19 protein-coding genes are annotated in these 21,580 nt (G+C 72.6%); 8 read left to right on the top strand and 11 right to left on the bottom strand.

Going from position 1 to position 21,580, the window contains the following annotated elements:
- Positions 1 to 4: 4 nt before the first annotated feature.
- Positions 5 to 1,258, bottom strand: a complete 1,254-nt coding sequence (locus AC4OXY_RS41720) for an extracellular solute-binding protein (RefSeq protein ID WP_491992321.1) — start codon at positions 1,256 to 1,258, stop codon at positions 5 to 7.
- Between the two features lie 183 nt (positions 1,259 to 1,441).
- Between AC4OXY_RS41720 and AC4OXY_RS41715 the strand changes: the two genes are divergently transcribed.
- On the top strand, positions 1,442 to 1,657 hold the full coding sequence (locus AC4OXY_RS41715; RefSeq protein ID WP_071382040.1) for a dodecin: 216 nt from the start codon (positions 1,442 to 1,444) through the stop codon (positions 1,655 to 1,657).
- A gap of 10 nt (positions 1,658 to 1,667) precedes the next feature.
- Here AC4OXY_RS41715 and AC4OXY_RS41710 read toward each other — a convergent pair whose 3' ends face one another.
- Positions 1,668 to 2,159 carry a phosphatase domain-containing protein gene (locus AC4OXY_RS41710; protein WP_491992320.1) on the bottom strand — a complete coding sequence of 164 codons (492 nt, stop codon included), beginning with the start codon at positions 2,157 to 2,159 and terminating at the stop codon, positions 1,668 to 1,670.
- A gap of 64 nt (positions 2,160 to 2,223) precedes the next feature.
- On the opposite strand from AC4OXY_RS41710, the gene AC4OXY_RS41705 reads away from it, so the two are divergent.
- The 3 genes from AC4OXY_RS41705 (at position 2,224) to AC4OXY_RS41695 (ending at position 5,857) form a co-directional block, all read left to right on the top strand.
- Positions 2,224 to 3,231: an LLM class flavin-dependent oxidoreductase gene (locus tag AC4OXY_RS41705; RefSeq protein WP_491992319.1), complete on the top strand. Its 1,008-nt coding sequence runs from the start codon at positions 2,224 to 2,226 to the stop codon at positions 3,229 to 3,231.
- Positions 3,232 to 3,304: 73 nt separating this feature from the next.
- Complete coding sequence (locus tag AC4OXY_RS41700) at positions 3,305 to 3,493, top strand: antitoxin (RefSeq protein WP_356033000.1); 189 nt, start codon at positions 3,305 to 3,307, stop codon at positions 3,491 to 3,493.
- 33 nt (positions 3,494 to 3,526) lie between these two features.
- Complete coding sequence (locus AC4OXY_RS41695) at positions 3,527 to 5,857, top strand: ATP-binding cassette domain-containing protein (protein WP_491992318.1); 2,331 nt, start codon at positions 3,527 to 3,529, stop codon at positions 5,855 to 5,857.
- On the opposite strand, the gene AC4OXY_RS41690 is transcribed toward AC4OXY_RS41695, so the two are convergent.
- From AC4OXY_RS41690 to AC4OXY_RS41670, 5 genes are all read right to left on the bottom strand, one after another.
- Positions 5,847 to 6,707: a lysophospholipid acyltransferase family protein gene (locus AC4OXY_RS41690; RefSeq protein ID WP_356033005.1), complete on the bottom strand. Its 861-nt coding sequence runs from the start codon at positions 6,705 to 6,707 to the stop codon at positions 5,847 to 5,849. The two genes, AC4OXY_RS41695 and AC4OXY_RS41690, sit on opposite strands and share 11 nt — an antisense overlap.
- Positions 6,707 to 7,477, bottom strand: a complete 771-nt coding sequence (locus AC4OXY_RS41685; protein WP_491992317.1) for a GNAT family N-acetyltransferase — start codon at positions 7,475 to 7,477, stop codon at positions 6,707 to 6,709. The genes AC4OXY_RS41690 and AC4OXY_RS41685 overlap by 1 nt, the downstream gene beginning before the upstream one ends.
- A gap of 238 nt (positions 7,478 to 7,715) precedes the next feature.
- On the bottom strand, positions 7,716 to 8,465 hold the full coding sequence (locus tag AC4OXY_RS41680; protein ID WP_491992316.1) for a succinate dehydrogenase/fumarate reductase iron-sulfur subunit: 750 nt from the start codon (positions 8,463 to 8,465) through the stop codon (positions 7,716 to 7,718).
- On the bottom strand, positions 8,462 to 10,411 hold the full coding sequence (locus tag AC4OXY_RS41675) for a fumarate reductase/succinate dehydrogenase flavoprotein subunit (RefSeq protein ID WP_491992315.1): 1,950 nt from the start codon (positions 10,409 to 10,411) through the stop codon (positions 8,462 to 8,464). The genes AC4OXY_RS41680 and AC4OXY_RS41675 overlap by 4 nt, the downstream gene beginning before the upstream one ends.
- 1 nt (position 10,412) lies before the next feature.
- Positions 10,413 to 11,084 (bottom strand): succinate dehydrogenase, encoded by a 672-nt coding sequence (locus tag AC4OXY_RS41670; protein ID WP_356033040.1) that lies wholly within the window; start codon positions 11,082 to 11,084, stop codon positions 10,413 to 10,415.
- Between the two features lie 120 nt (positions 11,085 to 11,204).
- Between AC4OXY_RS41670 and AC4OXY_RS41665 the strand changes: the two genes are divergently transcribed.
- Entirely contained in the window at positions 11,205 to 12,089 is an 885-nt protein-coding gene (locus AC4OXY_RS41665; protein ID WP_356033015.1) for a LysR family transcriptional regulator, read from the top strand.
- Positions 12,090 to 12,103: 14 nt separating this feature from the next.
- On the opposite strand, the gene AC4OXY_RS41660 is transcribed toward AC4OXY_RS41665, so the two are convergent.
- The 3 genes from AC4OXY_RS41660 to AC4OXY_RS41650 all read right to left on the bottom strand — a co-directional run bounded on the left by AC4OXY_RS41660 (position 12,104) and on the right by AC4OXY_RS41650 (position 16,306).
- Entirely contained in the window at positions 12,104 to 14,257 is a 2,154-nt protein-coding gene (locus tag AC4OXY_RS41660) for a putative bifunctional diguanylate cyclase/phosphodiesterase (RefSeq protein ID WP_356033017.1), read from the bottom strand.
- Entirely contained in the window at positions 14,254 to 15,066 is an 813-nt protein-coding gene (locus tag AC4OXY_RS41655) for an SAM-dependent methyltransferase (protein WP_491992314.1), read from the bottom strand. The genes AC4OXY_RS41660 and AC4OXY_RS41655 overlap by 4 nt, the downstream gene beginning before the upstream one ends.
- Before the next feature lie 277 nt (positions 15,067 to 15,343).
- Positions 15,344 to 16,306, bottom strand: coding sequence for an SCO0930 family lipoprotein (locus tag AC4OXY_RS41650; protein ID WP_356033022.1), 963 nt, complete (start codon positions 16,304 to 16,306; stop codon positions 15,344 to 15,346).
- A 706-nt stretch (positions 16,307 to 17,012) separates the two neighbouring features.
- Here AC4OXY_RS41650 and AC4OXY_RS41645 point away from each other — a divergent pair.
- Both AC4OXY_RS41645 and AC4OXY_RS41640 read left to right on the top strand, forming a co-directional pair.
- Entirely contained in the window at positions 17,013 to 17,141 is a 129-nt protein-coding gene (locus AC4OXY_RS41645) for a hypothetical protein (RefSeq protein WP_356033025.1), read from the top strand.
- 32 nt (positions 17,142 to 17,173) lie between these two features.
- The gene (locus AC4OXY_RS41640) at positions 17,174 to 17,938 is read left to right on the top strand and encodes a bestrophin-like domain (protein ID WP_356033027.1); all 765 of its coding nucleotides are present in this window, start codon (positions 17,174 to 17,176) and stop codon (positions 17,936 to 17,938) included.
- A 93-nt stretch (positions 17,939 to 18,031) separates the two neighbouring features.
- Here AC4OXY_RS41640 and AC4OXY_RS41635 read toward each other — a convergent pair whose 3' ends face one another.
- Entirely contained in the window at positions 18,032 to 20,233 is a 2,202-nt protein-coding gene (locus AC4OXY_RS41635) for an SAM-dependent methyltransferase (RefSeq protein WP_491992313.1), read from the bottom strand.
- A 240-nt stretch (positions 20,234 to 20,473) separates the two neighbouring features.
- Between AC4OXY_RS41635 and AC4OXY_RS41630 the strand changes: the two genes are divergently transcribed.
- Positions 20,474 to 21,574: a beta-ketoacyl-ACP synthase III gene (locus AC4OXY_RS41630; protein WP_376292898.1), complete on the top strand. Its 1,101-nt coding sequence runs from the start codon at positions 20,474 to 20,476 to the stop codon at positions 21,572 to 21,574.
- Positions 21,575 to 21,580: the final 6 nt, after the last annotated feature.

Here is a 21,580-nt window from a genome sequence, read left to right as displayed (position 1 = left end):
TTCGTCACAGACGGGGGGTCAGCTCCTCGGTGATCCTGCGGGAGGCCTGGCGGGCCTCGGTCTGCGGGTCCGCCCCGGTCAGCACCCGGGTCATGTACCGCTTGATCGGGTTGTCGGCCTCGACGTCGGCCCACTGGGGGGTGCTGGGGGTCGCCCGGCCGTGCGCCGCACCCGCGGCCATGGCGGCGACCCCCTCCTCTCCCGCGACCGCGCCCGCCAGCGTGGTCTTGTTGGGCACGTAGTTCATGGTGCGGGCGAGTTCGGTGTCCCACGTGGCGCCGGTGAGCGCGCCCACGACGGCTGTCGCGGCGAACTGGTCCCTGGTGTTCTGCGGGACGACGAGGTCCGAGCCGCCGGTGAACACCGTGCCGGGCCGCGCGGCGGTCTTCCCGGGCACCGGGAAGAAGCCCAACTTGCCCTTCAGGGACGGGTTCTGCTGCACGATCGACTGGGCGAGCCCCGGTACGGCGACGATCTGGGCGACCCTGCCGCCCGCGAACACCCCGGCCTGCGGCGGGTGTTCCTCGTCGGCGCCCACGGGACCCCGGCCGAGCGCCTGGAGCCGCCGGTAGAAGTCCATGCCGCGCAGCGCGGCCGGGGTGTCCAGGGCGCCCTTCCAGTCGTAGTCCTTCTGCACGGCGAGGTCGCCGCCCTCGTCCCAGACGAACCCGGAGAGTGTGTACCAGTCCTGGCCGGCGAGGTAGATCCCCTGGTTCCCGCCGGAGTCGAGCCGCTCCGTGTCGGCGAGCCACTCCTCGCGGGTCTTCGGCGGGGCGGTGATGCCGGCCGCCTCGAACAGGTCCTTGCGGTAGATCACGACGCGGTTGGCCGCGTACCAGGGAATGCCGTACTGCGCGTTGCCGTCCTTGCCGGGCTCGGCGAGGGCGGGCAGCCACGCGTCCTGGCCCCAGTCCCGCATCGACTCCAGGGTCAGGTCGGCGAGCCGCCCGCCGTCGGCGTACAGCGGCACCTGGGTGTTGCCGACCTCGACGACGTCGGGTCCGTCGCCGGAGGGAGCCTTCAGGGCCGCGCGGACCTTGGCGACGATGCCGGTCCAGTCCTGGATGCGGATGTCGAGGCGCAGGTCCCGGTGGGTGCGTTCGAAGTCGTCGGTGAAGCGCCGGAGGAAGTCCTTGGAGGCGCTGTCCTTCATCAGCCACACGGTGACGGTCGTGCGCGGGTGCGCGCCCGGAAGCATCCCGCAGGCGCTCACGAGGGAACCGGTGGCACAGACGAGGGCGAGCAGACGACGTCTCACGAGGGGTCCTGTTCTGTCTGGCAAGGGGTGCGGACAGGTGTGGGGGCCCGACGTGGGGGGACGAGCGGCGGCGCTCGTGCGGGTGTGCTGGGATTTTGGTATGGACCAATGCGAAGGTCAAGGGGCGGCCCGGGCGGGGATGGGGCACGGTGGAGGGTGGCGTGACACGAGAGGAGCGTTCCCATGTCGAATCACACCTACCGCGTCACCGAGATCGTCGGCAGCTCGCACGAGGGCGTCGACCAGGCCATCCGCAACGCCATCGCGCGCGCCGACCAGACGCTGCGCAATCTCGACTGGTTCGAGGTGACCCAGGTCCGCGGCCAGATCGAGAACGGGCGGATCGAGCACTACCAGGTGGGGCTGAAGGTGGGCTTCCGGATCGAGGACGAGGGCTGACGCCCGTCTCTCACGTACGGCCTTCGCGCTCCTGAGCCTCTTGCAGCGCCTCGGACTTCGCGGTCCAGCGTGCCCGTACGACGCCGAACCCGGCGCACTCGGCGTCGTCACAGACCAGTTCGTCGTCGTCGACGAGAAAGCGGACCTCGCGGCCCTGGGCGAGCCGGCGCAGGATCTCCAGCTTGGTGAACCGGGCGGGCCTGCGGTCGGCGTTTCCGCGCATGAACACCCGTCCCTCGGGCAGCCCGTGGGCCGCGAGCCAGTCCAGCGTGTCGCGCCGGCAGCGCTCGGGCCGGCCGGTGAGATAGACGACCTCGCACTCGCTCGCGCTCGCCACGGCCAGCGCGACGCCCTCGGCGATCGGCGGGTCCTGCGGCGCGGCCGCGAAGAATCCGTCCCAGTTCCGCGGCTTTCCTTCCAGGAAGTGCTGCCGGTGGGCCGTGTCGGCGAGGGTGTTGTCGAGGTCGAACACGGCGAGCGGCCGCCTGCTGCTGTCGGTCACGCCGCCACCCTAGCCAGCGGCCGGCGCCCGGGAATCCCCGGCCCTCCAGAGCGTTGACATCTGCGTGAGCAGTTCAGTGATCGCCCGGGCCCGGTTCTCCGTCCTCGACCGTTCCCGCACCCGCGAGGGCCGGGCGCCCGCCGAGGCGCTGCGGGACACCGTCACGCTGGCCCGGGAGGCGGAGGCGCTCGGCTACCACCGGTTCTGGGTGGCCGAGCACCACGGCGTGCCCGGGGTGGCCGGTTCCGCACCGACCGTGCTCGCCGCCGCCATCGCCGCGGCCACCCGCACGATCCGGGTCGGTACCGGCGGGGTCATGCTGCCCAACCACCGGCCGCTCGTCGTCGCCGAGCAGTTCGGCGTCCTGGAGGCGCTGTTCCCGGGCCGGATCGACATGGGGCTCGGGCGGTCCGTCGGCTTCACCGACGGGGTGCGCCGAGCGCTCGGCCGGGACAAGGAGGACGCCGAGGACTTCGCCGCCCAGCTCGGCGAGCTGCTCGGCTGGTTCGAGGGCACCGCGCCGACCGGGGTGCACGCCCGCCCCGCGGAGGGCCTGCGGGTGCCGCCGTTCGTGCTGGCCCTGGGCGAGGGCGCGCGGGTCGCGGCGCGCACCGGGCTGCCCCTGGTCATCGGCGATCTGCGCGGCCGCGAGAAGATGCTGCGCGGCATCGACGCGTACCGCACCGGCTTTCGCCCCTCCCCCTGGGCGCCCGAGCCGTACGTCGTGATCTCCGGCACGATCGCGGTGGCCGGCACCGAGGAGGCGGCCCGGCGGCTGCTGGTCCCGGAGGCCTGGTCGATGGCGTACGCCCGCACCCACGGCACCTTCCCGCCGCTCGCCCCGGCCGAGGAGACCGAGGCCCGCCCGATGACCGCGAAGGAGCGCGGCTTCTTCGACGCCGGGCTCGCCGGGCACCTCGCGGGCACCGCCGAGCAGGTCGGACAGCAACTGGAGACGGTGCTGAAGGAGACGGACGCCGACGAGGTGCTGGTCACGACCAGCACCTACGACCGTACGGCCCTGCTGGACTCCTACCGGCGGCTCGCCGCGCTGTTCGCCCCGGAGGCCTGAGGCTCCGAGATGCGAACGCAGCCGGGGACGGTGAACCTGGGAGGGGAAGCCTCAAGCGACGAGGAGGGCTGCCATGTCCATGATGGACAAGCTCAAGCAGATGCTCAAGGGCCACGAGGATCAGGCCGGCAAGGGCGTCGACAAGGCCGGGGACTACGTGGACGAGAAGACCCAGGGCAAGTACCAGTCCCAGGTCGACACCGCGCAGGACAGACTGAAGGAACAGCTGAGGCAGCAGGACACCGACAACCCTCCGCAGTAGCGGTGCGCGGGCACGGACTGGAGTTGCCCGTCGATGCACCACCCACATGACCCCTACGTCCGCGTCCGCGGGGCCCGCGAGCACAACCTCAAGGGCGTCGACGTGGATGTCCCGCGCGACGTACTGGCCGTGTTCACCGGCGTGTCCGGCTCGGGAAAGTCGTCGCTGGCGTTCGGCACGATCTACGCCGAGGCCCAGCGGCGCTACTTCGAGTCGGTCGCGCCGTACGCGCGCCGGCTGATCCACCAGGTCGGGGCGCCCAAGGTCGGCGAGATCACCGGGCTGCCGCCCGCGGTGTCGCTCCAGCAGCGCCGCTCGGCGCCGACCTCGCGGTCCTCGGTGGGCACGGTCACCAACCTCTCCAACTCCCTGCGCATGCTCTTCTCGCGCGCCGGGACGTACCCGCCGGGCGCCGAGCGGCTCGATTCCGACGCATTCTCGCCGAACACGGCGGCCGGTGCCTGTCCGCAGTGCCACGGGCTCGGCCATGTGCCGGAGACGACCGAGGAGTTGCTCGTCCCGGACCCCGCGCTGTCGATCCGCGAGGGCGCGATCGCCGCCTGGCCGGGGGCCTGGCAGGGCAAGAACCTGCGGGACATCCTCGACACACTCGGCTACGACGTCGACCGGCCCTGGCGCGAACTGCCCGCCGGGCAGCGCGAGTGGATCCTGTTCACGGACGAGCAGCCGGTGGTCACCGTCCACCCGGTGCGCGAGGCCGACCGCATCCAACGGCCGTACCAGGGCACGTACATGAGCGCCCGCCGGTATGTGCTGAAGACCTTCTCGGACACCAAGTCCCCGACGCTGCGCGCGAAGGCCGAGCGCTTCCTGGCTACCAGGCCGTGCGAGGTGTGCGGGGGCAGCCGGCTGCGTCCGGAGGCGCTCGCGGTGACCTTCGGCGGGCGGACCATCGCCGAGCTGGCCGCGCTGCCGCTGACCGACCTGGCCGCGCACCTCGACGGCGACACCGAGACCGCACGGGTGCTCACCGACGACCTGAAGTCCCGGATCGGGCCGGTCGTCGAACTCGGCCTCGGCTACCTCAGCCTCGACCGCGCCACCCCGACCCTCTCGGCGGGCGAGCTGCAACGGCTGCGCCTGGCCACCCAGTTGCGCTCCGGCCTGTTCGGCGTGGTGTACGTCCTGGACGAGCCGTCGGCGGGACTGCACCCGGCGGACACCGAGGCTCTGCGAGCCGTGCTGGAGCGGCTGAAGGCGGCCGGGAACTCGGTGTTCGTGGTGGAGCACCATCTGGAGGTGGTGCGCGGCGCCGACTGGCTGGTGGACGTCGGCCCCGGCGCGGGCGAGCACGGCGGACGCGTGCTGTACAGCGGGCCGCCGGCCGAGCTGGCGTCGGTGGCGGAGTCCGCGACGGCGGCGTTCCTCTTCGACGAATCCCCGGGTGCGGCCCGTGAAGTCCGTTCGCCGCGCGGCTGGTTGACGGTCGGCCCGGTGACCCGGCACAACCTGCGGCAGGTGACGGCCGCGTTCCCGCTCGGCGCGTTCACCGCCGTCACCGGGGTCTCCGGTTCCGGGAAGTCCACGCTCGTCGGCGAGCTGACGGAGGAACTGGCGGGCGTGGACCGGCTGGTCCGGGTAGACCAGAAGCCGATCGGCCGGACCCCGCGCTCCAATCTGGCCACGTACACCGGCCTGTTCGACGTCGTCCGCAAGGTGTTCGCCGGCACCGAGGAGGCGCGGGCACGCGGGTACGGCGTCGGGCGGTTCTCCTTCAACGTCGCCACAGGGCGCTGCGAGACGTGCCAGGGCGAGGGGTTCGTCAGCGTCGAGCTGCTGTTCCTGCCGAGCACGTACGCCCCCTGCCCGGACTGCGGCGGGGCCCGCTACAACCCCGGCACGCTCCAGGTGACGTACCGGGGACGGGACATCGCCGAGGTGCTCGACCTGACGGTGGAGGCGGCGGCGGAGTTCTTCGCCGACGTCCCGGCCGCCGCCCGGAGCCTGCGCACCCTGCTCGACGTGGGCCTCGGCTATCTGCGGCTCGGGCAGCCGGCGACCGAGCTGTCCGGCGGCGAGGCCCAGCGGATCAAGCTGGCGAGCGAACTGCAGCGCGGCCGGCGCGGCCACACCCTGTACCTGCTGGACGAGCCCACCACCGGGCTCCATCCGGCCGACGTGGAGCTGCTGATGGAGCGGCTGCACGGCCTGGTCGACGCCGGTCACACGGTCGTGGTGGTGGAGCACGACATGACGGTGGTCGCGGGCGCGGACTGGGTCATCGACCTGGGCCCCGGCGGGGGTGACCGGGGCGGGCGGATCGTGGCGTCGGGCCCGCCGGAGCGCGTGGCGGGGGCGGCGGGGAGTGCGACGGCGCCCTATCTGGCGCGGGTCATGCCGTGACGGGTGGCTGCGGGACGACGGCGGCAGTTCCCGCCTCCCTTCGGGGCGCTGCCAACGCCGCGTGGGCCCAGACGGGCTCGGACGCCATCGGCTGAGCCGCGGCGGCCAGTGTCCGCCGGTCCGCACAGGTGCCCGGCGCGATCAGCGGCCGTATCTCCACCTCGGCGACCAGATCGCGGGCGCGGGCCACCCGCCACAGGGAGGCGAGCAGGGTGTCCTCGCCGACGAACGCCGCCGCCGTGCCCGGGGCGCCGCCCTCCTGCCGGTAGCGCAGGCCGACCGGCTGCACCGGCACGCCCGCGTCGAGCGCGGCCTGGAACACCGCCCGGCGGAAGTGCCCGTGGGCCCGCCCGCACCAGGTGCTGCCCTCGGGGAAGGCGGTCACGGCCGCGCCCGCGCGCAGCGCCCCGGCGATCCGCTCGACCGTCGCGGGCAGGGCCCGCAGCCGGTCCCGCTCGATGAACAGCACCCCGCCGCGCGCCGCCAGCGCGCCCGCCACCGGCCACTGCCGTATCTCGGTCTTGGCGAGCATGCGGGCGGGGCGTACGACGGTCAGCAGCGGGATGTCCAGCCACGAGACGTGGTTGGCGACAAGCAGCAGTCCGCCGGCCGGGGCGGGGGTGCCGGTGAGGCGGACCCGGACTCCCATGGCCCGCACCAGCGCGCGGCACCACCGCCTGACCCACTCGGCGGGGATCCTCCCGCCGAGCGGGGACAGGGCGATCCCGGCCAGCAGCAGGGCCACGACCGCGGCCAGCCGCAGCACGGCCCGGGGTACGGCGACCGCGGCGCGGGCCGGCTCCACACACGCGCCCGGGGAGCAGGGCGCGGTCGGCAGCCAGACGCTCATCAGGCCGGCACGAGGGAGAGGAAGTGCCGCAGATAGCGCGCGTTGACCCGGCGCATCGACAGCAGCACGTACAGGTCGGCGACCCCGAAGTCCGGATCGTGCGCGGGCTCGCCGCACACCCAGGCGCCGAGGCGGAGGTAGCCGCGCAGCAGGGCGGGCAGCTCGTGGTGCCCGGCGGGGGCTTCCGTGTTCGGGACCCAGGGCAGCAGCGGCCGTACCCGGAACTCCTCGGGGGCCAGGTGCTTGGCCCGCACCCGCTCCCAGGCGCCGGTGGCGAGGGCGCCGCCGTCGGCGAGCGGCACCGAGCAGCAGCCGGCGAGCCACTCGTGCCCGCGGTCGACCATGTAGCGGGCGATGCCGGCCCAGATCAGGCTGATGACGGCGCCGTCGCGGTGGTCGGGGTGCACACAGGAGCGGCCGACCTCGACCAGCGAGGGCCGGATCGCGTCGAGCCCGCCCAGCTCGAACTCGCCCTCGGAGTAGAGCCGCCCGGCGACCGCGGCCCGCTCCGGGGGCAGCAGCCGGTAGGTGCCGACGACCTGGCCGGTCACGGTGTCGCGGACCAGCAGGTGGTCGCAGTAGGCGTCGAAGGCGTCGATGTCGAGGCCCGGCTGCGGGGTGGCCAGCAGGGCCCCCATCTCCCCGGCGAAGACGTCGTGCCGCAGCCGCTGCGCGGCCCGGACGTCGTCCTCGTCGCGGGCGAGGGTGACGGTGTAGCGGGTGGGGGCCGCGGGCTGCGGGGGACGGTCGAGGGTGGACACGCCGGTCATGGCTCACTCCTGGTCACGGGCCGGTTCGGCGACGGGGACGGCGGGCTGCATGCGTACGGCCCGTCGCTCCTGTTCTTCCGATGCCGGTTGGCGTGCGCGTGACCGGGGCCAGGAGAACGGATGTGGGAATGTTGAACGCCGGTCGCCCGCGATCAAGGAAAACCAGACGGGGCCGGGGATGAGCACCACTCCCGGCCCCGCCCGTCCGCCCCCTGTCGGCGAACGTCTCTGCGGTGGGCTACCGCTTGGCCACCTTCCGGGTGGCCCGCAGCCACTCCCTGTTCATGCTCGTGATCGACACCAGCGGAATGCCCTTCGGGCAGGCGGTGGCGCACTCACCGGTGAGGGTGCAGCCGCCGAAGCCCTCGGTGTCCATCTGCGCCACCATGTCCAGCACCCGCGTCTCCCGCTCGGGCGCGCCCTGCGGCAGCACGTTCAGGTGGTTGACCTTGGCGGAGGTGAACAGCATCGCCGCGCCGTTGGGGCACGCGGCCACGCACGCTCCGCAGCCGATGCACTCGGCGTGTTCGAAGGCGAAGTCGGCGTCGGCCTTCGGCACCGGCGTGGCGTGGGCCTCCGGCGCGGAGCCGGTGGGCGCGGTGACGTAGCCGCCGGCCTGGATGATCCGGTCGAACGCGGACCGGTCGACGACCAGGTCCTTGATCACCGGGAACGCGGCGGCCCGCCACGGCTCGATGTCGATCGTGTCGCCGTCCTCGAAGGACCGCATGTGCAGCTGGCAGGTGGTGGTGCGCTCGGGGCCGTGGGCGTCGCCGTTGATCACGAGGGAACAGGCGCCGCAGATGCCCTCGCGGCAGTCGTGGTCGAAGGCGACGGGGTCCTCGCCGGACAGGATGAGCTGTTCGTTGAGGACGTCCAGCATCTCCAGGAAGGACATGTCGGACGAGATCCCGTCGACCTCGTACGTGGACATCGCTCCGTCGGCGTCGGCGTTCCGCTGCCGCCAGACGCGCAGGGTGAGCTTCATGCGTAGCTCCGCTGGGTGGGGTGGACGTACTCGAAGACCAGGTCTTCCTTGTGCAGGGTGGGAGCGGTGCCGGTGCCGGTGAACTCCCAGGCGGCCGCGTAGCCGAACTCCTCGTCCCGGCGGGCCGCTTCGCCGTCGGGGGTCTGGGACTCCTCGCGGAAGTGGCCGCCGCAGGACTCGGCGCGGTGCAGCGCGTCGAGGCACATCAGCTCGGCCAGTTCCAGGTAGTCGACGATCCGGTTCGCCTTCTCCAGCGACTGGTTGAACTCCTCGCCGGTGCCGGGCACCTTGATGCGCCGCCAGAACTCCTCGCGGATCTGCGGGATGCGCTCCAGCGCCTTGCGCAGCCCGGCGTCGGTGCGGGCCATGCCGCAGAACTCCCACATGAGTTCGCCCAGTTCGCGGTGGAAGGAGTCCGGGGTGCGGTCGCCGTCGACGGACAGCAGCAGGTGGAGCCGGTCCTCGGTCTCGGCCAACACCCCTTGGACGGCGGGGTGTTCGGCGGTGACCTGTTCCTGGTGCGGGTGGCGGGCCAGGTAGTCGTTGATGGTGGCGGGCAGCACGAAGTAGCCGTCGGCGAGGCCCTGCATCAGCGCGGAGGCGCCGAGCCGGTTGGCGCCGTGGTCGGAGAAGTTGGCCTCGCCGATCGCGAACAGGCCGGGGACGGTGGTCTGCAGGTCGTAGTCGACCCACAGTCCGCCCATCGTGTAGTGCACGGCGGGGTAGATCCGCATCGGCACCTCGTACGGATCCTCGTCGGTGATCCGCTGGTACATGTCGAAGAGGTTGCCGTACCTGGCCTCGACGGCCTTGCGGCCCATGCGCCCGATGGCGTCGGCGAAGTCCAGGTAGACGCCCTGCCCGCCGGGCCCGACCCCCCTGCCTTCGTCGCAGACGTTCTTCGCGGCGCGGGAGGCGATGTCGCGGGGGACGAGGTTGCCGAAGGAGGGGTAGATGCGCTCCAGGTAGTAGTCGCGCTCGCCCTCGGGGATCCGGTTCGGCGCCCGGGTGTCGCCCTGGGCCTTCGGCACCCAGATCCGGCCGTCGTTGCGCAGCGACTCGCTCATCAGGGTCAGCTTGGACTGGTGGTCGCCGGTGCGCGGGATGCAGGTCGGATGGATCTGCGTGAAGCAGGGGTTGGCGAAGTAGGCGCCGCGCCGGTGCGCCCGCCAGACGGCGGTCGCGTTGGAGTTCATGGCGTTGGTCGACAGGTAGAAGACGTTGCCGTAACCGCCGCTGGCGAGGACGACGGCGTCCGCGAAGTACGTGTCGATGCGGCCGGTGATCAGGTCCCGGGCCACGATGCCGCGCGCCCGTCCGTCCACGACGATCAGGTCGAGCATCTCGGTGCGCGGGTGCATCTCCACGTTCCCGGCGGCGATCTGCCTGCTGAGGGCCTGGTAGGCGCCGAGCAGGAGCTGCTGTCCCGTCTGGCCGCGGGCGTAGAACGTGCGCGAGACCTGGACGCCGCCGAAGGAGCGGGTGTCGAGCAGGCCGCCGTACTCGCGGGCGAAGGGCACGCCCTGGGCCACGCACTGGTCGATGATCTCGACGGAGATCTGCGCGAGGCGGTGGACGTTGGACTCGCGGGCGCGGAAGTCGCCGCCCTTGACGGTGTCGTAGAAGAGCCGGTGGATCGAGTCGCCGTCGTTGCGGTAGTTCTTCGCCGCGTTGATGCCGCCCTGTGCGGCGATGGAGTGGGCGCGGCGCGGGGAGTCCTGGTAGCAGAACTGGACGACGTGGTAGCCCTGTTCGGCCAGGGTGGCGCCCGCGGAGCCGCCGGCCAGTCCGGTGCCGACGACGATGACCGTGTGCTTGCGCCGGTTGGCGGGGTTGACCAGCCTGGCCTCGAAGCGGCGCTTGTCCCAGCGCTCGTGGATCGGGCCGGAGGGGGCCTTGGTGTCGACGGCCGGTTCCCCGGTCGTGTAGTGCGCGTAGTCGGTCATGTCAGCTCACCACTCCGGTCATGACGCCCACGGGTACGGCGATGAAACCGGCCGTGAGCAGCAGCGCGAGGACGTTCGCGAGGGTCTTCAGGGCGCGGTCGCGGGTGCGGCTGCCGACGCCGAGGGTCTGCGCGGCGCTCCAGAAGCCGTGCCGGACGTGCAGGCCGAGCGCGAGCATCGCGACGATGTAGACGACGTTGCTGTACCAGTGCGAGAAGTCGCCGACGACGTTCTGGTACGGGTGGCCGTGCTCGAAGCGGCCCGGGTGCACGGTGCCGGTGGTCAGGTCCAGGACGTGCCAGACGATGAACAGGCCGAGGATGATCCCGCCCCAGCGCATCGTGCGGGTGGCGTAGCTCGCCCGGGGCCTGGAGTGCACGTACTTGCTGGGCCGGGCCTTGATGTCCCGGCGGCTGAGCTGGTACGCGGACGTGGCGTGGGCGACCACGGCGACGACCAGCACGACCCGGATGAGCCAGAGCGTCCACTCGTAGTGCATGAACGGCTCGCCGATGGTGCGCAGCCAGTGGGCGTAGTGGTTGAACTCGCCCGCGCCGAAGTAGATCTTCAGGTTCCCGATCATGTGGACGACCAGGTACGCCAGCATGATCAGGCCGCTGACGGCCATCACGGTCTTCTTGCCGACGGAGGAGTCCCACATCGTGCGCGCCATGGACGGCCGTCGGTCCGTCCGCGTTGCCAGTGCCATGGCACAGCACGCTAGGGCCGGAGGACCCGATCGGTCCAAGACATGATGCAGCTTGTTTCCATAGGCTGAGGCTATGGTGTGGGGATGCAGCTCCAGCAGCTCCAGTACTTCGTCGCCGTCGCCGAGACCCGGCACTTCACCCGGGCCGCCGAACTGGTGCACGTCGCCCAGCCGTCGCTGTCGCAGCAGATCAGAGCGCTGGAGCGGGAGCTGGGCGCGGACCTGTTCCTGCGCGCCCGGGGCAACATCACGCTCACCGACGCGGGCGAGGCGCTGCTGCCGCTCGCCCGGCGGATCCTGGCCGACGCGGACACGGCCCGCCACGAGGTGCAGGAGCTGGTGCAGCTGCGCCGGGGCCGGGTGCGCCTCGGCGCCACCCCGAGCCTGTGCACGGGCCTGCTGCCGGACGTGCTGCGCGCCTTCCACGACCGCTATCCCGGCATCCGGCTCCTCGTCGAGGAGAGCGGCTCGCACGACCTGGTACGGGAGCTGGCGCGCGGCGCCCTCGATCTCGCGCTGGTCGTGCTGCCGCTGCCGGCGCCGGCGCCCGCGCTGACGACGGTGGAGCTGCTGCGGGAGGAGCTGGTCGTGGTGTCCTCACCCGAGGCACCGGCACCCGGCCGGGGCGGGCGGACGGTGCGCATCGCCGACCTGGAGGGTGAGCGCCTGGTGATGTTCCGGCACGGGTACGACCTGCGGGAACTGACGGTCGCGGCATGTCGCGCAGAGGGGTTCGAGCCCGAGTTCGCCGTCGAAGGGGGCGAGATGGATGCGGTGTTGGGATTCGTGCGGGCAGGGCTGGGCGCGGCGGTGGTGCCGCGCATGGTGGCGTCGAGGTCGGGGCGCAGCCTACGGGTGACCCCGCTGGCGCGCCCCGGACTGCATCGTACGATCGCGCTCGCGCACCGCAGTGACGTGGCACCGCCGCGTGCGGCACGGGAGTTGCAGCGGATGCTGCTGGAGCGGTAGCTCCCGCCGGCGGCTCAGCCCGTCGCGTCCACCAGCGCCAGGTCGTGCAGCCGCTCCGGCGGGCCCGGGCGGGCGTAGTACCAGCCCTGGGCCGTGTCGCAGCCCAGGACGCGCAACTGCTCGGCCTGGGCGCCGGTTTCGACGCCCTCCACGGTGACCGCGAGGTCGAGACTGTGGGCGAGGGTGACGATGCCCTCCACGATCTTGAGGTCGACCGGGTCGGCGGGGAACTGCTGCATGCCCTGGGTGAAGGAGCGGTCCAGTTTGAGGACGTTCACCGGCAGGCGGCGCAGGTTGGCGAGGTTGGAGTAACCGGTGCCGAAGTCGTCCAGGGCGATGTCGACGCCCATCTCGGCCAGCCGGCGCAGGGGTTTGAGGAGATCGTCGTCGGCGCCGATCAGGGCCGACTCGGTGACCTCCAGACACAGCGCGTCCGGGGCGACGCCCGCCCGTTCGAGGATCTCGACCGTGTCCTGGACCAGCCCCGGATGACTGAGCTGGCAGGGCGAGAGGTTGACGTTGATGCGCAGCGGGCCGGCGGCGGTCTCCTCGCCGTAGCGTTCCCGCCAGGCGCGGGCCTGGCGGATGGACTCCTCCAGCACCCAGCGGCCGAGCGGCACGATCAGGCCGGTGTGCTCGGCGAGCGGGATGAAGCGGTCCGGGCCGAGCACGCCGTGCTGCGGGTGCAGCCAGCGCACCAGGGCCTCGGCGCCGCGCACGCTGCCGTCGCCGAGGTGGACCAGCGGCTGGTACTCGATGAAGAACTCGCCGCGCTCCAGGGCCGTGGGCAGGGCCGTGGTGAGGCCGTGGCGGGTGATGGCGCGGGCGTCGGCCTCGGGGTCGGCCAGTTCGGAGCGGTTGCCGCCCGCCGACTTCGCCCGGTACATGGTGATGTCGGCGCTGCGCAGCACCTCCGCCGCCGTGCGTTCGCCGGCCGGGCCCTCGACGATGCCCAGGCTGCCGCGCACCATCAGGTCCCGGCCGTCGATGCTGATCGGGGTGATCAGGGCGGTCATGATGCGCTCGGCGAGGTCGTCCACCGTGCGCTCGGTGCCGGGGCCGGTGGTCAGGGCCACGAACTCGTCGCCCCCGAGCCGGGCGACCATCTCGCCGGGCGCGGTCGCACAGGACTGGAGCCGGTCGGCGACCTCCACCAGCAGCCGGTCGCCGGCCGCGTGCCCGAGGCTGTCGTTGATGGTCTTGAAGCCGTCCAGGTCGAGGTAGCACAGGCCGAAGCGCTGGCCCTCGCCGGCCGCCAGCGCCTTCTCCAGCCGCTCGAAGAACAAGGTGCGGTTGGGCAGGCCGGTCAGCGCGTCGTGCGTCGCCTCGTAGCGAAGCCGGAGATTGAGCAGGCGGCGCTCGGTGGTGTCCTCCATGAGGGCGAGCTGGTACTGCGGGTCGCCGTCGGCGTCGCGCAGCAGGGAGACCGTCAGGTTGGTCCACAGGACCGTGCCGTCGGGGCGGTTGAACGCCTTCTCCATGTGGTAGTGCTCGCGCTCGCCGCGCACCAGTTCCTCGTACAGCTTCCAGGTCTGCGGGGCGTCCTCGGGGTGCACCCAGTCCTGCACCCGGCGGCCGCGCAGGGTCTGCGAGGACAGCCCGAACATGCGCAGCAGCGCCTCGTTGACCTGGAGGACATGGCCGTCGAGATCGGCGATACCGATCCCTATCGCGGCGCCCTCGAAGACCGCGCGGAAGCGGGCCTCGCTCGCGTGCAGCGCCTGGGCCACCACGCCCTGGGCGCGCAACGCGGCCTGGGCGATGGACTCCTGCTCGGCGAGGGTGCGCTCGCGCAGCGCCTGCGCGTACCCGGCGGCCATCGCGTGCTGCAGCCGCGAGGAGCGCAGCCGGGGCGCGTCCTGCGGGGCCTCGGGGCCCTCCTCGCCGCAGTACAGCACCAGATAGGCGTCGACGCAGTCCAGGGTGCGGGTGAGCGCCTCGGGGTCGGTGCAGTGCGCGCCCACCAGGGCGGCGCCGACGGCCTTCGCGCCGTCGGCGTCGAAGCTGTGCGCCCGCAGCAGACCGCTCAACCGGCGTGCGAGCGGAAGCAGTTGTTCCTCGAACTCGGCGCGGGTCAGCGAGGTGGAGGTCACCGGGTAGACCGCCCGGCTCCAGATCGTCGCGAACCGGCGCAGTCTGCCCTCCGGCCCGTCCGGCTCCGCGCTCACGCCGTACGCCCCACGCCGGCGAATCCGGAGAAGGCGAACGGATCCTCGTCCTCCGGCGCCGTTTCCGGGCGCCAGTGCGGCATCTGCACCAGTCCGGGTTCCACCATGTCGTACCCCTCGAAGAACCGCGCGATCTCGTCGCGCGAGCGCATGATCAGCGGGTTGCGAATGTCCTTGTATACGTCCACCGCGCCCTCGGCCCGCTCGGCAGGCACCGGGATTCCCTCGTACGAGGCATGGGTGAGGATCAGCATGCTGCCCGGGGCCAGCGCCTCGCGCAGTTCGGCCACCGCACCGTAGGGGTCGTCCGCGTCTTCCACGAAGTGCAGTATGGCAACGAGGAGAAGGGCAACCGGCCGGTTCAGGTCGATCAGCCGCTCCACCTGGGGGCTCGCGAGGATCTCCCGGGGCTTGCGCAGATCCGCCGCGACGACGTCCGCGTCCGCGTCGTCCGCGAGCACCGCCTGGCTGTGCGCGACCGCGACCGGGTCGTGGTCGACGTAGACCACGCGCGCGCCCGGCACGGCCGCCCGGGCCACCTCGTGGACATTGCCGAACGTCGGGATGCCGGAGCCGATGTCGAGGAACTGGGTGAGGCCCTCCCGGACCGCGAAGCGCACCGCCCGCCGCATGAACGCCCGGTTGGCCTGCATGACCTTCGGCAGGCCCGGCATGAACTCCATGGCCTTGCGCGCCGCGTCCCGGTCGACCTCGAAGTTGTGCGAACCGCCCAGGTAGAAGTCGTAGATCCGCGAGACGCTCGGCACCGAGATGTCGATGCTCCGTGGGGCCCAGGCGGGACGCTCCATGTATCTCTCCAAGGCGTGGACGACAGGGGTAGGCGATCCGGTGTTCGAGCTGAGGCTACTGATCGCCCGCCGAAGGAGCGACCCGAACCGGAAATTGACCATCCGTTCCCGGTCACTGCCTGCGGCATGTGCCCGTACGACCCCGCTGGGTCATGGCTGTTCGAGTCCGGGACGCCCGCGCACAGCACAACGGTCCGCCCCCTCCGTGCGGTTGCGGAGGGGGCGGACCACGGTGGCGCTCCGGGCCGGGCGGGATGATCGACCCTGGGGAGGTGATCTACTTGCCCGGGGCGCCGACCGGCTTGCCGTCGGGCGAGACGGCGTACCACGTGCCGCCCACGCCCTGACCGTTGGTGTCACCGGGGGCCTTGTCCCCGGAGAAGGTGTAGATCGGCCAGCAGTTGACGGTCATCTGCGGCGTGCCGTCGGGACGGGTGAAGCCCATCAGGCCCTTCTTCTTGACGCCCTGCGTGTCGTCGGCCTTGACCGGAGCGACGGCCGGCCACTTCACCAGGCAGGCACCGGTGCAGTTCGAGATGACCTTGGGCCAGGCCTTGTCCTTCAGGAAGCGGTAGACGGTCCTGCCGTTCTTGTCGACGATGATGTCGCCGAGCTTGGGATCCTTGCGCACGGACAGGCCCGGCAGGGCGGCCAGCGAGGCCTTCTTGCCGTTGGGGGCCAGCGCGAACCACTTGCCGCCCACGCCCTGACCGTTGACGTCACCGCCGTTGACGTCCTTCACGTAGCGGTACGCCGGCCACCCGCCGATGGTGAGCTGCTTGGTGCCGTCGGCGCGGGTGACCGAGCCGAGCAGCGACTTGTCGACGCCGGCCCCGGCGCTGGCGTCCCCGGCGGGCACCGGCGGCCAGGTGGTGGCGCAGTCACCGGCGCAGTTCGACTTGGGCGGGTTGGCCGTGTCCTTGTCGAACCGGTAGAGGGTGAGGCCGGAGCCGTCGGTCAGCACGTTGCCGAGGTCGGGGTTGGCGGCCACGGTGAGCTTGCCCGCCGGGGCGGCCGGGGTCGGGGAGGCGGAGCTCTGGTTGCCGTCGGCGCCGTACCCGTTGGCGGCCCCCGTGCCGACACCGGCGCCGGTGGTCGGGCTGCCCGCGGGCGCGGTGGCTCCGACGTTCTGGGCCGCGGAGGCCGGGGTGGTGCTGTTGTCCTGACCGCACGCCGTCGTCAACGCCAGCACCGAGACGGCTGTCGCCGCCAGTGAGACGGTCCGCCAGGAGGTCTTCATCGTCAACTCCCCATTTTCGCCTGGATGTTGCAGCGCCCTGACGCGCCGCCGCACGGCCATGGGTACGCACCGGAGGGGCGTGAGTGTTCAACGGTGCCGGGAATTTCTTTCCGGCACCTGTGCGCCACCGGCGCGCGCCGGCGCATGTTTCACGCCAACCGTGCGCTTCGGCGCGTCAAACCATTGATCATGAGATGTCCTCCCTTCGGATCAATCCCACGGCACTACGGCGTACTTCCGGATTTCGCCCCTCATGATCGTCGTCGTGCATGGACCCGAAGTGACCCGATGCGCGCCCGCCGTAAGGGTGTTGGCCGTGTTGACGCTGGGCTGGACCCTGGTGGGCTGGCCGGCCGGCAGCGCGTCGGCCGACGCCTGCGCGTACGCCTCCACGGGACCGGACGGCACGGTGGCGGTGGCGTGGGCCGGTGACGGCTCCCACTGGCCCGACCCGCCCTGCCCCACACCGCCCCCGCCCCCGTGCCCGCCGAAGCCCACCCCGACCCCGAAACCACCGCCGCCGCCACCGCCGAAGCCGGCGCCGCGTCCGCGTCCGACGCCGAGACACTCCCCGAAGCCCGCCCCGAGGCCGCGGCCCCCGGCCCGGCCCGCGCCGCCGCCCCCGGCTCCCCCGGCTCCCCGGCCGGTGCCGAAGCCCACGCCGCCGCCGGTGCCGAAGTCGGCACCCCGGCCCTTGGTGGCCCCGGTGCGCTATCCCGTGTACCACCCCCACCCCGTCCGCCACCCGGCGCCGAGCACCACCTCGCCGGTCACCTACGTCCTGCTCATCACCGTCCCCGCGATCGTCGCCGTCGCGGCCCTGCGCCCGCGCTGACGCGCCGGCCCGCTCACCCTTGGAGGTATCCGTTGCCGGATTGGCTTGTTCTCGTCCTCGCGATGCTGGGCGCCTGTGCCGTGGTGGTGCTCGTCACCTTCGTGCGCAACAGGCGGGCTCCCGAGGACGAGGACCCCAGCGAGACCCCGGACGTCATCGAGTACATGACGATGTGGATCGGCGTCGTGTACGCCATCGTCCTGGGCCTCGCCATCGCGGGCGTGTGGGAGGCCCGCAGTTCCGCCGGTGACTACGTGCAGAACGAGGCCCAGGCGCTGCACGAGATCTCGGAGCGGGTCCGGGTCTATCCGCCGGACGTGCGGGACCGGATCCGCAACGACGTCGACGCCTACGTCTCCTACGTCGTCGACCACGAGTGGAAGACGATGGCGGACGACGAGCGGGTCACCGACCGCGGTTCCGCGCTGCTCCAGAAGGTGCGCCAGGACGTCACCGACTACAAGCCGAGGAACGACTTCGAGGCGCAGGCCTACCAGCCGCTGCTGGACCAGATGACCGCGGCCGACCAGGCCCGCAACGCCCGCTCCGACTCCACCGGGGCCACCATGCCGTCGGTGGTGTGGTGGGGGCTGCTCGTCGGCGGGCTGGTCACCGTCGGCATGGTGTTCGCGCTCCAGATCCGGCGCACCGCGCGCGAACTGGCGCTGGCCGGGCTGTTCTCCGCGACCATCGCCTTCATGCTGTTCCTCATCTGGGACTTCGACGCCCCCTACAGCCGGGGCATCGCGGTGACCGCGGAACCGTTCACGAACCTGTTCCCGGGCCTGCCCAAATAGTCACCGGACGGCGCACACCCGTGCCGCAGGCGCATTTCTGTGACCGCGCGGGGGTGCGCCACCGGCCGGTGGCGCCCCGTCCAGGGCCGTTCGTCAGCTCGGGTCGGGTGAGGTGTGCCGGTGGCCGCTGAGCAGCGTGATGCGGGCGGTGCCGGGCTGTCGCGGGTCGAACGCGGCAGGCGTGGGCCGGCCGTGTTCCGCCGCGAGGTCGGCCAATTCGCGCGTGGTGGCGGTCCAGCCGTGCGCGGCCAGCCGGGCGAGGGGGTCCACGGTGCTCTCGTTGCGCCACAGCGCGGCGAGCGTGTGCAGGGTGTCGGTCCCGGTGGTGGCGTCGAGCGCCGTGCGGGTGTTGCCGGTGTGGAACATCGCCCGGCTGCCGTACTCGACCGCTATGCGGCTGGCGGGCGCGCTGAGGGCGCCGAGCCGCGCGAGAAGGCCGTCGCCCTCCTCCTCGGTGAGGTAGACCATGATGCCCTCGACCAGCCAGGCGGTCGGCAGCCCGGGGTCGAAGCCGTGCTCCCGCAGGGCGCCGGGCCAGTCGTCGCGCAGATCGCAGGTCACCGGGATCCGCTCGCTGCCGAAGAGCGGGACCCGGCCGGTGATGATCTTGTCCTTGAAGGTGAGGACGTCGGCCCGGTCGATCTCGAAGACCCGCACGGGTGCCGGCCAGTCCAGGCGGAACGCCCTGGCGTCCAGACCGGCCGCGAGGACGACGACCTGACGACAGCCGGCGGCGACCGCCTCGCGGAGCCAGTCGTCGAAGTAGCGCGTGCGCAGGGCGAAGTAGTCCCCCATGGCCTGGCGCAGCAGTTCGCCGCGCGGGCCGGACCACGCCGCGAGTGCGCCGCCCGCGGCCACGGCGACCTGGACCGCGACCGGGTCCTGGAACAGCCGGTCGGGACGGCCGCTCTCGGCGGCGCGCGCCGCCGCCACCGCCAGTGCGGTGGAGCCGACGGCCGTCAGTTCGGCGCCGCCGACGGTGGTGGCGACGCGGGCGGAGCCCGAGCCCACCGCGGAGCCCGGGCCGGCCGTCGGGACCTGTGCGCCGGACCGCCACGCGGCACGGGCCGCCTCGCGGTCGAAGGGCACGCCGCGGCGCCAGACGCGCCGCACGGCCCGGGTGGCGGTGATGTCGGTGGTCGCGTCGCCCTCGACCAGCACCAGATCCGCCCGCAGCCCCGGGGCGATGCGTCCGCGGTCGGACAGCCCGAAGAGACGGGCGGGCGTCGCGGTCGCGGCCCGCAGCGCCTCGACGGGACTGAGTCCGGCCGCGACCAGGAGTTCGAGTTCGCGGTGGAGTGCCACGCCGTGCACCACCGGACAGGCCCGGCCCGGCGCGTTGTTGGCATCGCTCCCCGCCACCAGCCGCACGCCGGACGCGTGGAGCCGGCGGGTGGACTCCAGTGCGTTCCCGAAGTCCAGCTCCGGCGACGGTACGGTCACGCAGAGCCCCTCGGTGCCGCCGGTGAGCGCGGCGAGGGCGTCCGCGGGCAGGCGGCCGGCGATGCGCGTGTCGGCGGCGAGGGCCCGGCCTCCGGGGGCGCCGCAGGACATCTCCATCATCGCGAGGGTGGGGATGAAGAACCGGCCTTCGGCGGCGGCCCGGTCCACCACCTCCTGCGGCAGCGGTGCCGTCGGCGGGACGTGGGTGACCGCGTCTACGCCGGCCTCCAGCGCGGTCCGCACCGTCGCGACGTCGGCCACGTGCGCGACGGTCGGCAGGCCCGCCGACCGCGCCGCGTCGGCCACCGCCGCCACGGTGACCGGGTCCAGTGTCGGGAGGTCGGCGCCGTGGTGGCAACCGTCGTCGAGCATCAGCTTGATGACGTGGGCGCCCTCCTTCTGACGCAGCCTCACCTGGTCCCCGGCGGCCGCCGGGCCGTCGAGCGTGGGCAGGAACGGCATCGTCGCCGCCGGGTGGCCGCCGGGCGCGCAGATCACGGTTCCGGCGCTGCGCAGATCGGCGAGGTCGTCGCGGTGCGCGGCCGTGTCGCAGAGCCAGCCGGTCAGGTCGGCCGGGAAGCTGAACAGGTCGACCTCGGTGGTGACACCGAACGTCAGCGCCAGCCGCAGGTTGTGCAGGGTTCCCATCACATGGGTGTGACCGTCGATCAGTCCCGGGAGCAGGGTGTGACCGGTGCCGTCGATCACCTCGTCCGCCCTCGCCGCGGCCGGGTCGGCGGCCGCCGTCGCGGTGGGCGTCACCGCGGCCACGCGCCCGGCGTCGACAAACACGGAGACGTCGTCCAGGACCCCCTCGCCGTCGAAGACGCGGGCGTGGTCGATACGGATCACGAGGGGAGCCTCCATCGTCGGCCCGGCGCGGGGGTACGGCAACTGGCGTGTCGGAGGCGGGAGTTGGCGCGGCTGCGCCGGGTGCCTCCACGGTCGAGGACACACCGGTCGGCACGAAAGCTCCAGGCTCGCCGCGGGGTTGTAGGAGTTCACCTAGGCGACCGGGGTCCGGCAACCCACGTGTGCCGGTTTGCCGTTCTCTGTTCGTGTGTTGCGCCGACAGCGATGAGGTGAGGTGCCGTGAAGCCGGGAAACGAGAGGTACGGACGGACGGCCGGCGGGCCGCGGTCACCGGACCGCGCGGCGGTCGTCGCCGGGCTGGGCGCGGCGGTGCCGCAGACCGTGGTCACCAACGACGACCTGGCCGGCGTGCTCGACACCGACGACGCGTGGATCCGCCGCCGCACCGGGATCCGACAGCGTCGCGCGATCGCGCCCGGGCAGGCCACGAGCGACCTCGCGGTCGAGGCGGCGCGGAACGCCCTCGCCTCGGCGGGAACGGCCGACGCGGGCGCGGTCGTCCTCGCCACCAGCACACCGGACCAGCTCTGCCCGGCGACCGCCCCGAACGTGGCGAGCCGGATCGGGCTGGGCCCGGTGCCCGCGTTCGACGTGCAGGCCGTGTGCACCGGCTTCGTGTACGCCCTGGCGTCCGGGGCCGGGCTCATCTCCCTGGGGGTCGTGGACAGCGTGCTGGTGATCGGCGCCGACACGTTCTCCACCATCCTCGACCCCGAGGACCGGGCGACCCGGGTGGTGTTCGGCGACGGTGCGGGCGCGGTGCTGCTGCGCGCCGGTTCCCGGACGGAGCCCGGTGCGCTGCTGGACTTCAGCCTGGGCAGCGACGGCTCGTCCGTGGACCTGATCGGGATGGGCGCCGGCGGATCGCGCCAGCGGTCCACGGGCCTGCCGGCCAAGGCGGAGGACACCTACTTCTCGATGCGGGGACAGGCCGTCTTCAAGCAGGCGGTGAGCCGGATGGCCGAGTCGGCGCAGGACATCGCCGCGCGGACCGGCTGGGCCGTGGAGGAGGTCGACTCCTTCGTGTTCCACCAGGCCAACTCCCGTATCCTGGCGGCGGTGGCCCGGCAGCTCGGCGTGCCCGTCGAGCGGTTCCGCACCAACATCGCCGACCTGGGGAACACGGTCGCCGCCTCGATCCCCCTCGCGCTCGCCGACGCCACCGCCGAGGGCGAACTGACACCCGGTCAGAAGGTGGTGCTGACCGGCTTCGGCGGCGGACTCACCTGGGGCTCGACCGCCGTCGTCTGGCCCGGTCTGGAGCCGTTGCGCACCGAACTTTCCACCGAAGCAGGCGACTTCCTCCCAAAATATAGGTGAACACCC

The sequence above is a fragment of the Streptomyces sp. HUAS MG56 genome, from assembly GCF_058673395.1.
This window is presented reverse-complemented; position numbering and strand designations above follow the sequence as displayed.

Coding starts and splice junctions, on each gene's coding strand:
- AC4OXY_RS41715 (WP_071382040.1), top strand. CDS start 1,442: ATGTCGAATCACACCTACCGCGTCACCGAGATCGTCGGCAGCTCGCAC.
- AC4OXY_RS41700 (WP_356033000.1), top strand. CDS start 3,305: ATGTCCATGATGGACAAGCTCAAGCAGATGCTCAAGGGCCACGAGGAT.
- AC4OXY_RS41695 (WP_491992318.1), top strand. CDS start 3,527: ATGCACCACCCACATGACCCCTACGTCCGCGTCCGCGGGGCCCGCGAG.
- AC4OXY_RS41690 (WP_356033005.1), bottom strand. CDS start 6,707: ATGAGCGTCTGGCTGCCGACCGCGCCCTGCTCCCCGGGCGCGTGTGTG.
- AC4OXY_RS41685 (WP_491992317.1), bottom strand. CDS start 7,477: ATGACCGGCGTGTCCACCCTCGACCGTCCCCCGCAGCCCGCGGCCCCC.
- AC4OXY_RS41680 (WP_491992316.1), bottom strand. CDS start 8,465: ATGAAGCTCACCCTGCGCGTCTGGCGGCAGCGGAACGCCGACGCCGAC.
- AC4OXY_RS41675 (WP_491992315.1), bottom strand. CDS start 10,411: ATGACCGACTACGCGCACTACACGACCGGGGAACCGGCCGTCGACACC.
- AC4OXY_RS41670 (WP_356033040.1), bottom strand. CDS start 11,084: ATGGCGCGCACGATGTGGGACTCCTCCGTCGGCAAGAAGACCGTGATG.
- AC4OXY_RS41665 (WP_356033015.1), top strand. CDS start 11,205: ATGCAGCTCCAGCAGCTCCAGTACTTCGTCGCCGTCGCCGAGACCCGG.
- AC4OXY_RS41655 (WP_491992314.1), bottom strand. CDS start 15,066: ATGGAGCGTCCCGCCTGGGCCCCACGGAGCATCGACATCTCGGTGCCG.
- AC4OXY_RS41650 (WP_356033022.1), bottom strand. CDS start 16,306: ATGAAGACCTCCTGGCGGACCGTCTCACTGGCGGCGACAGCCGTCTCG.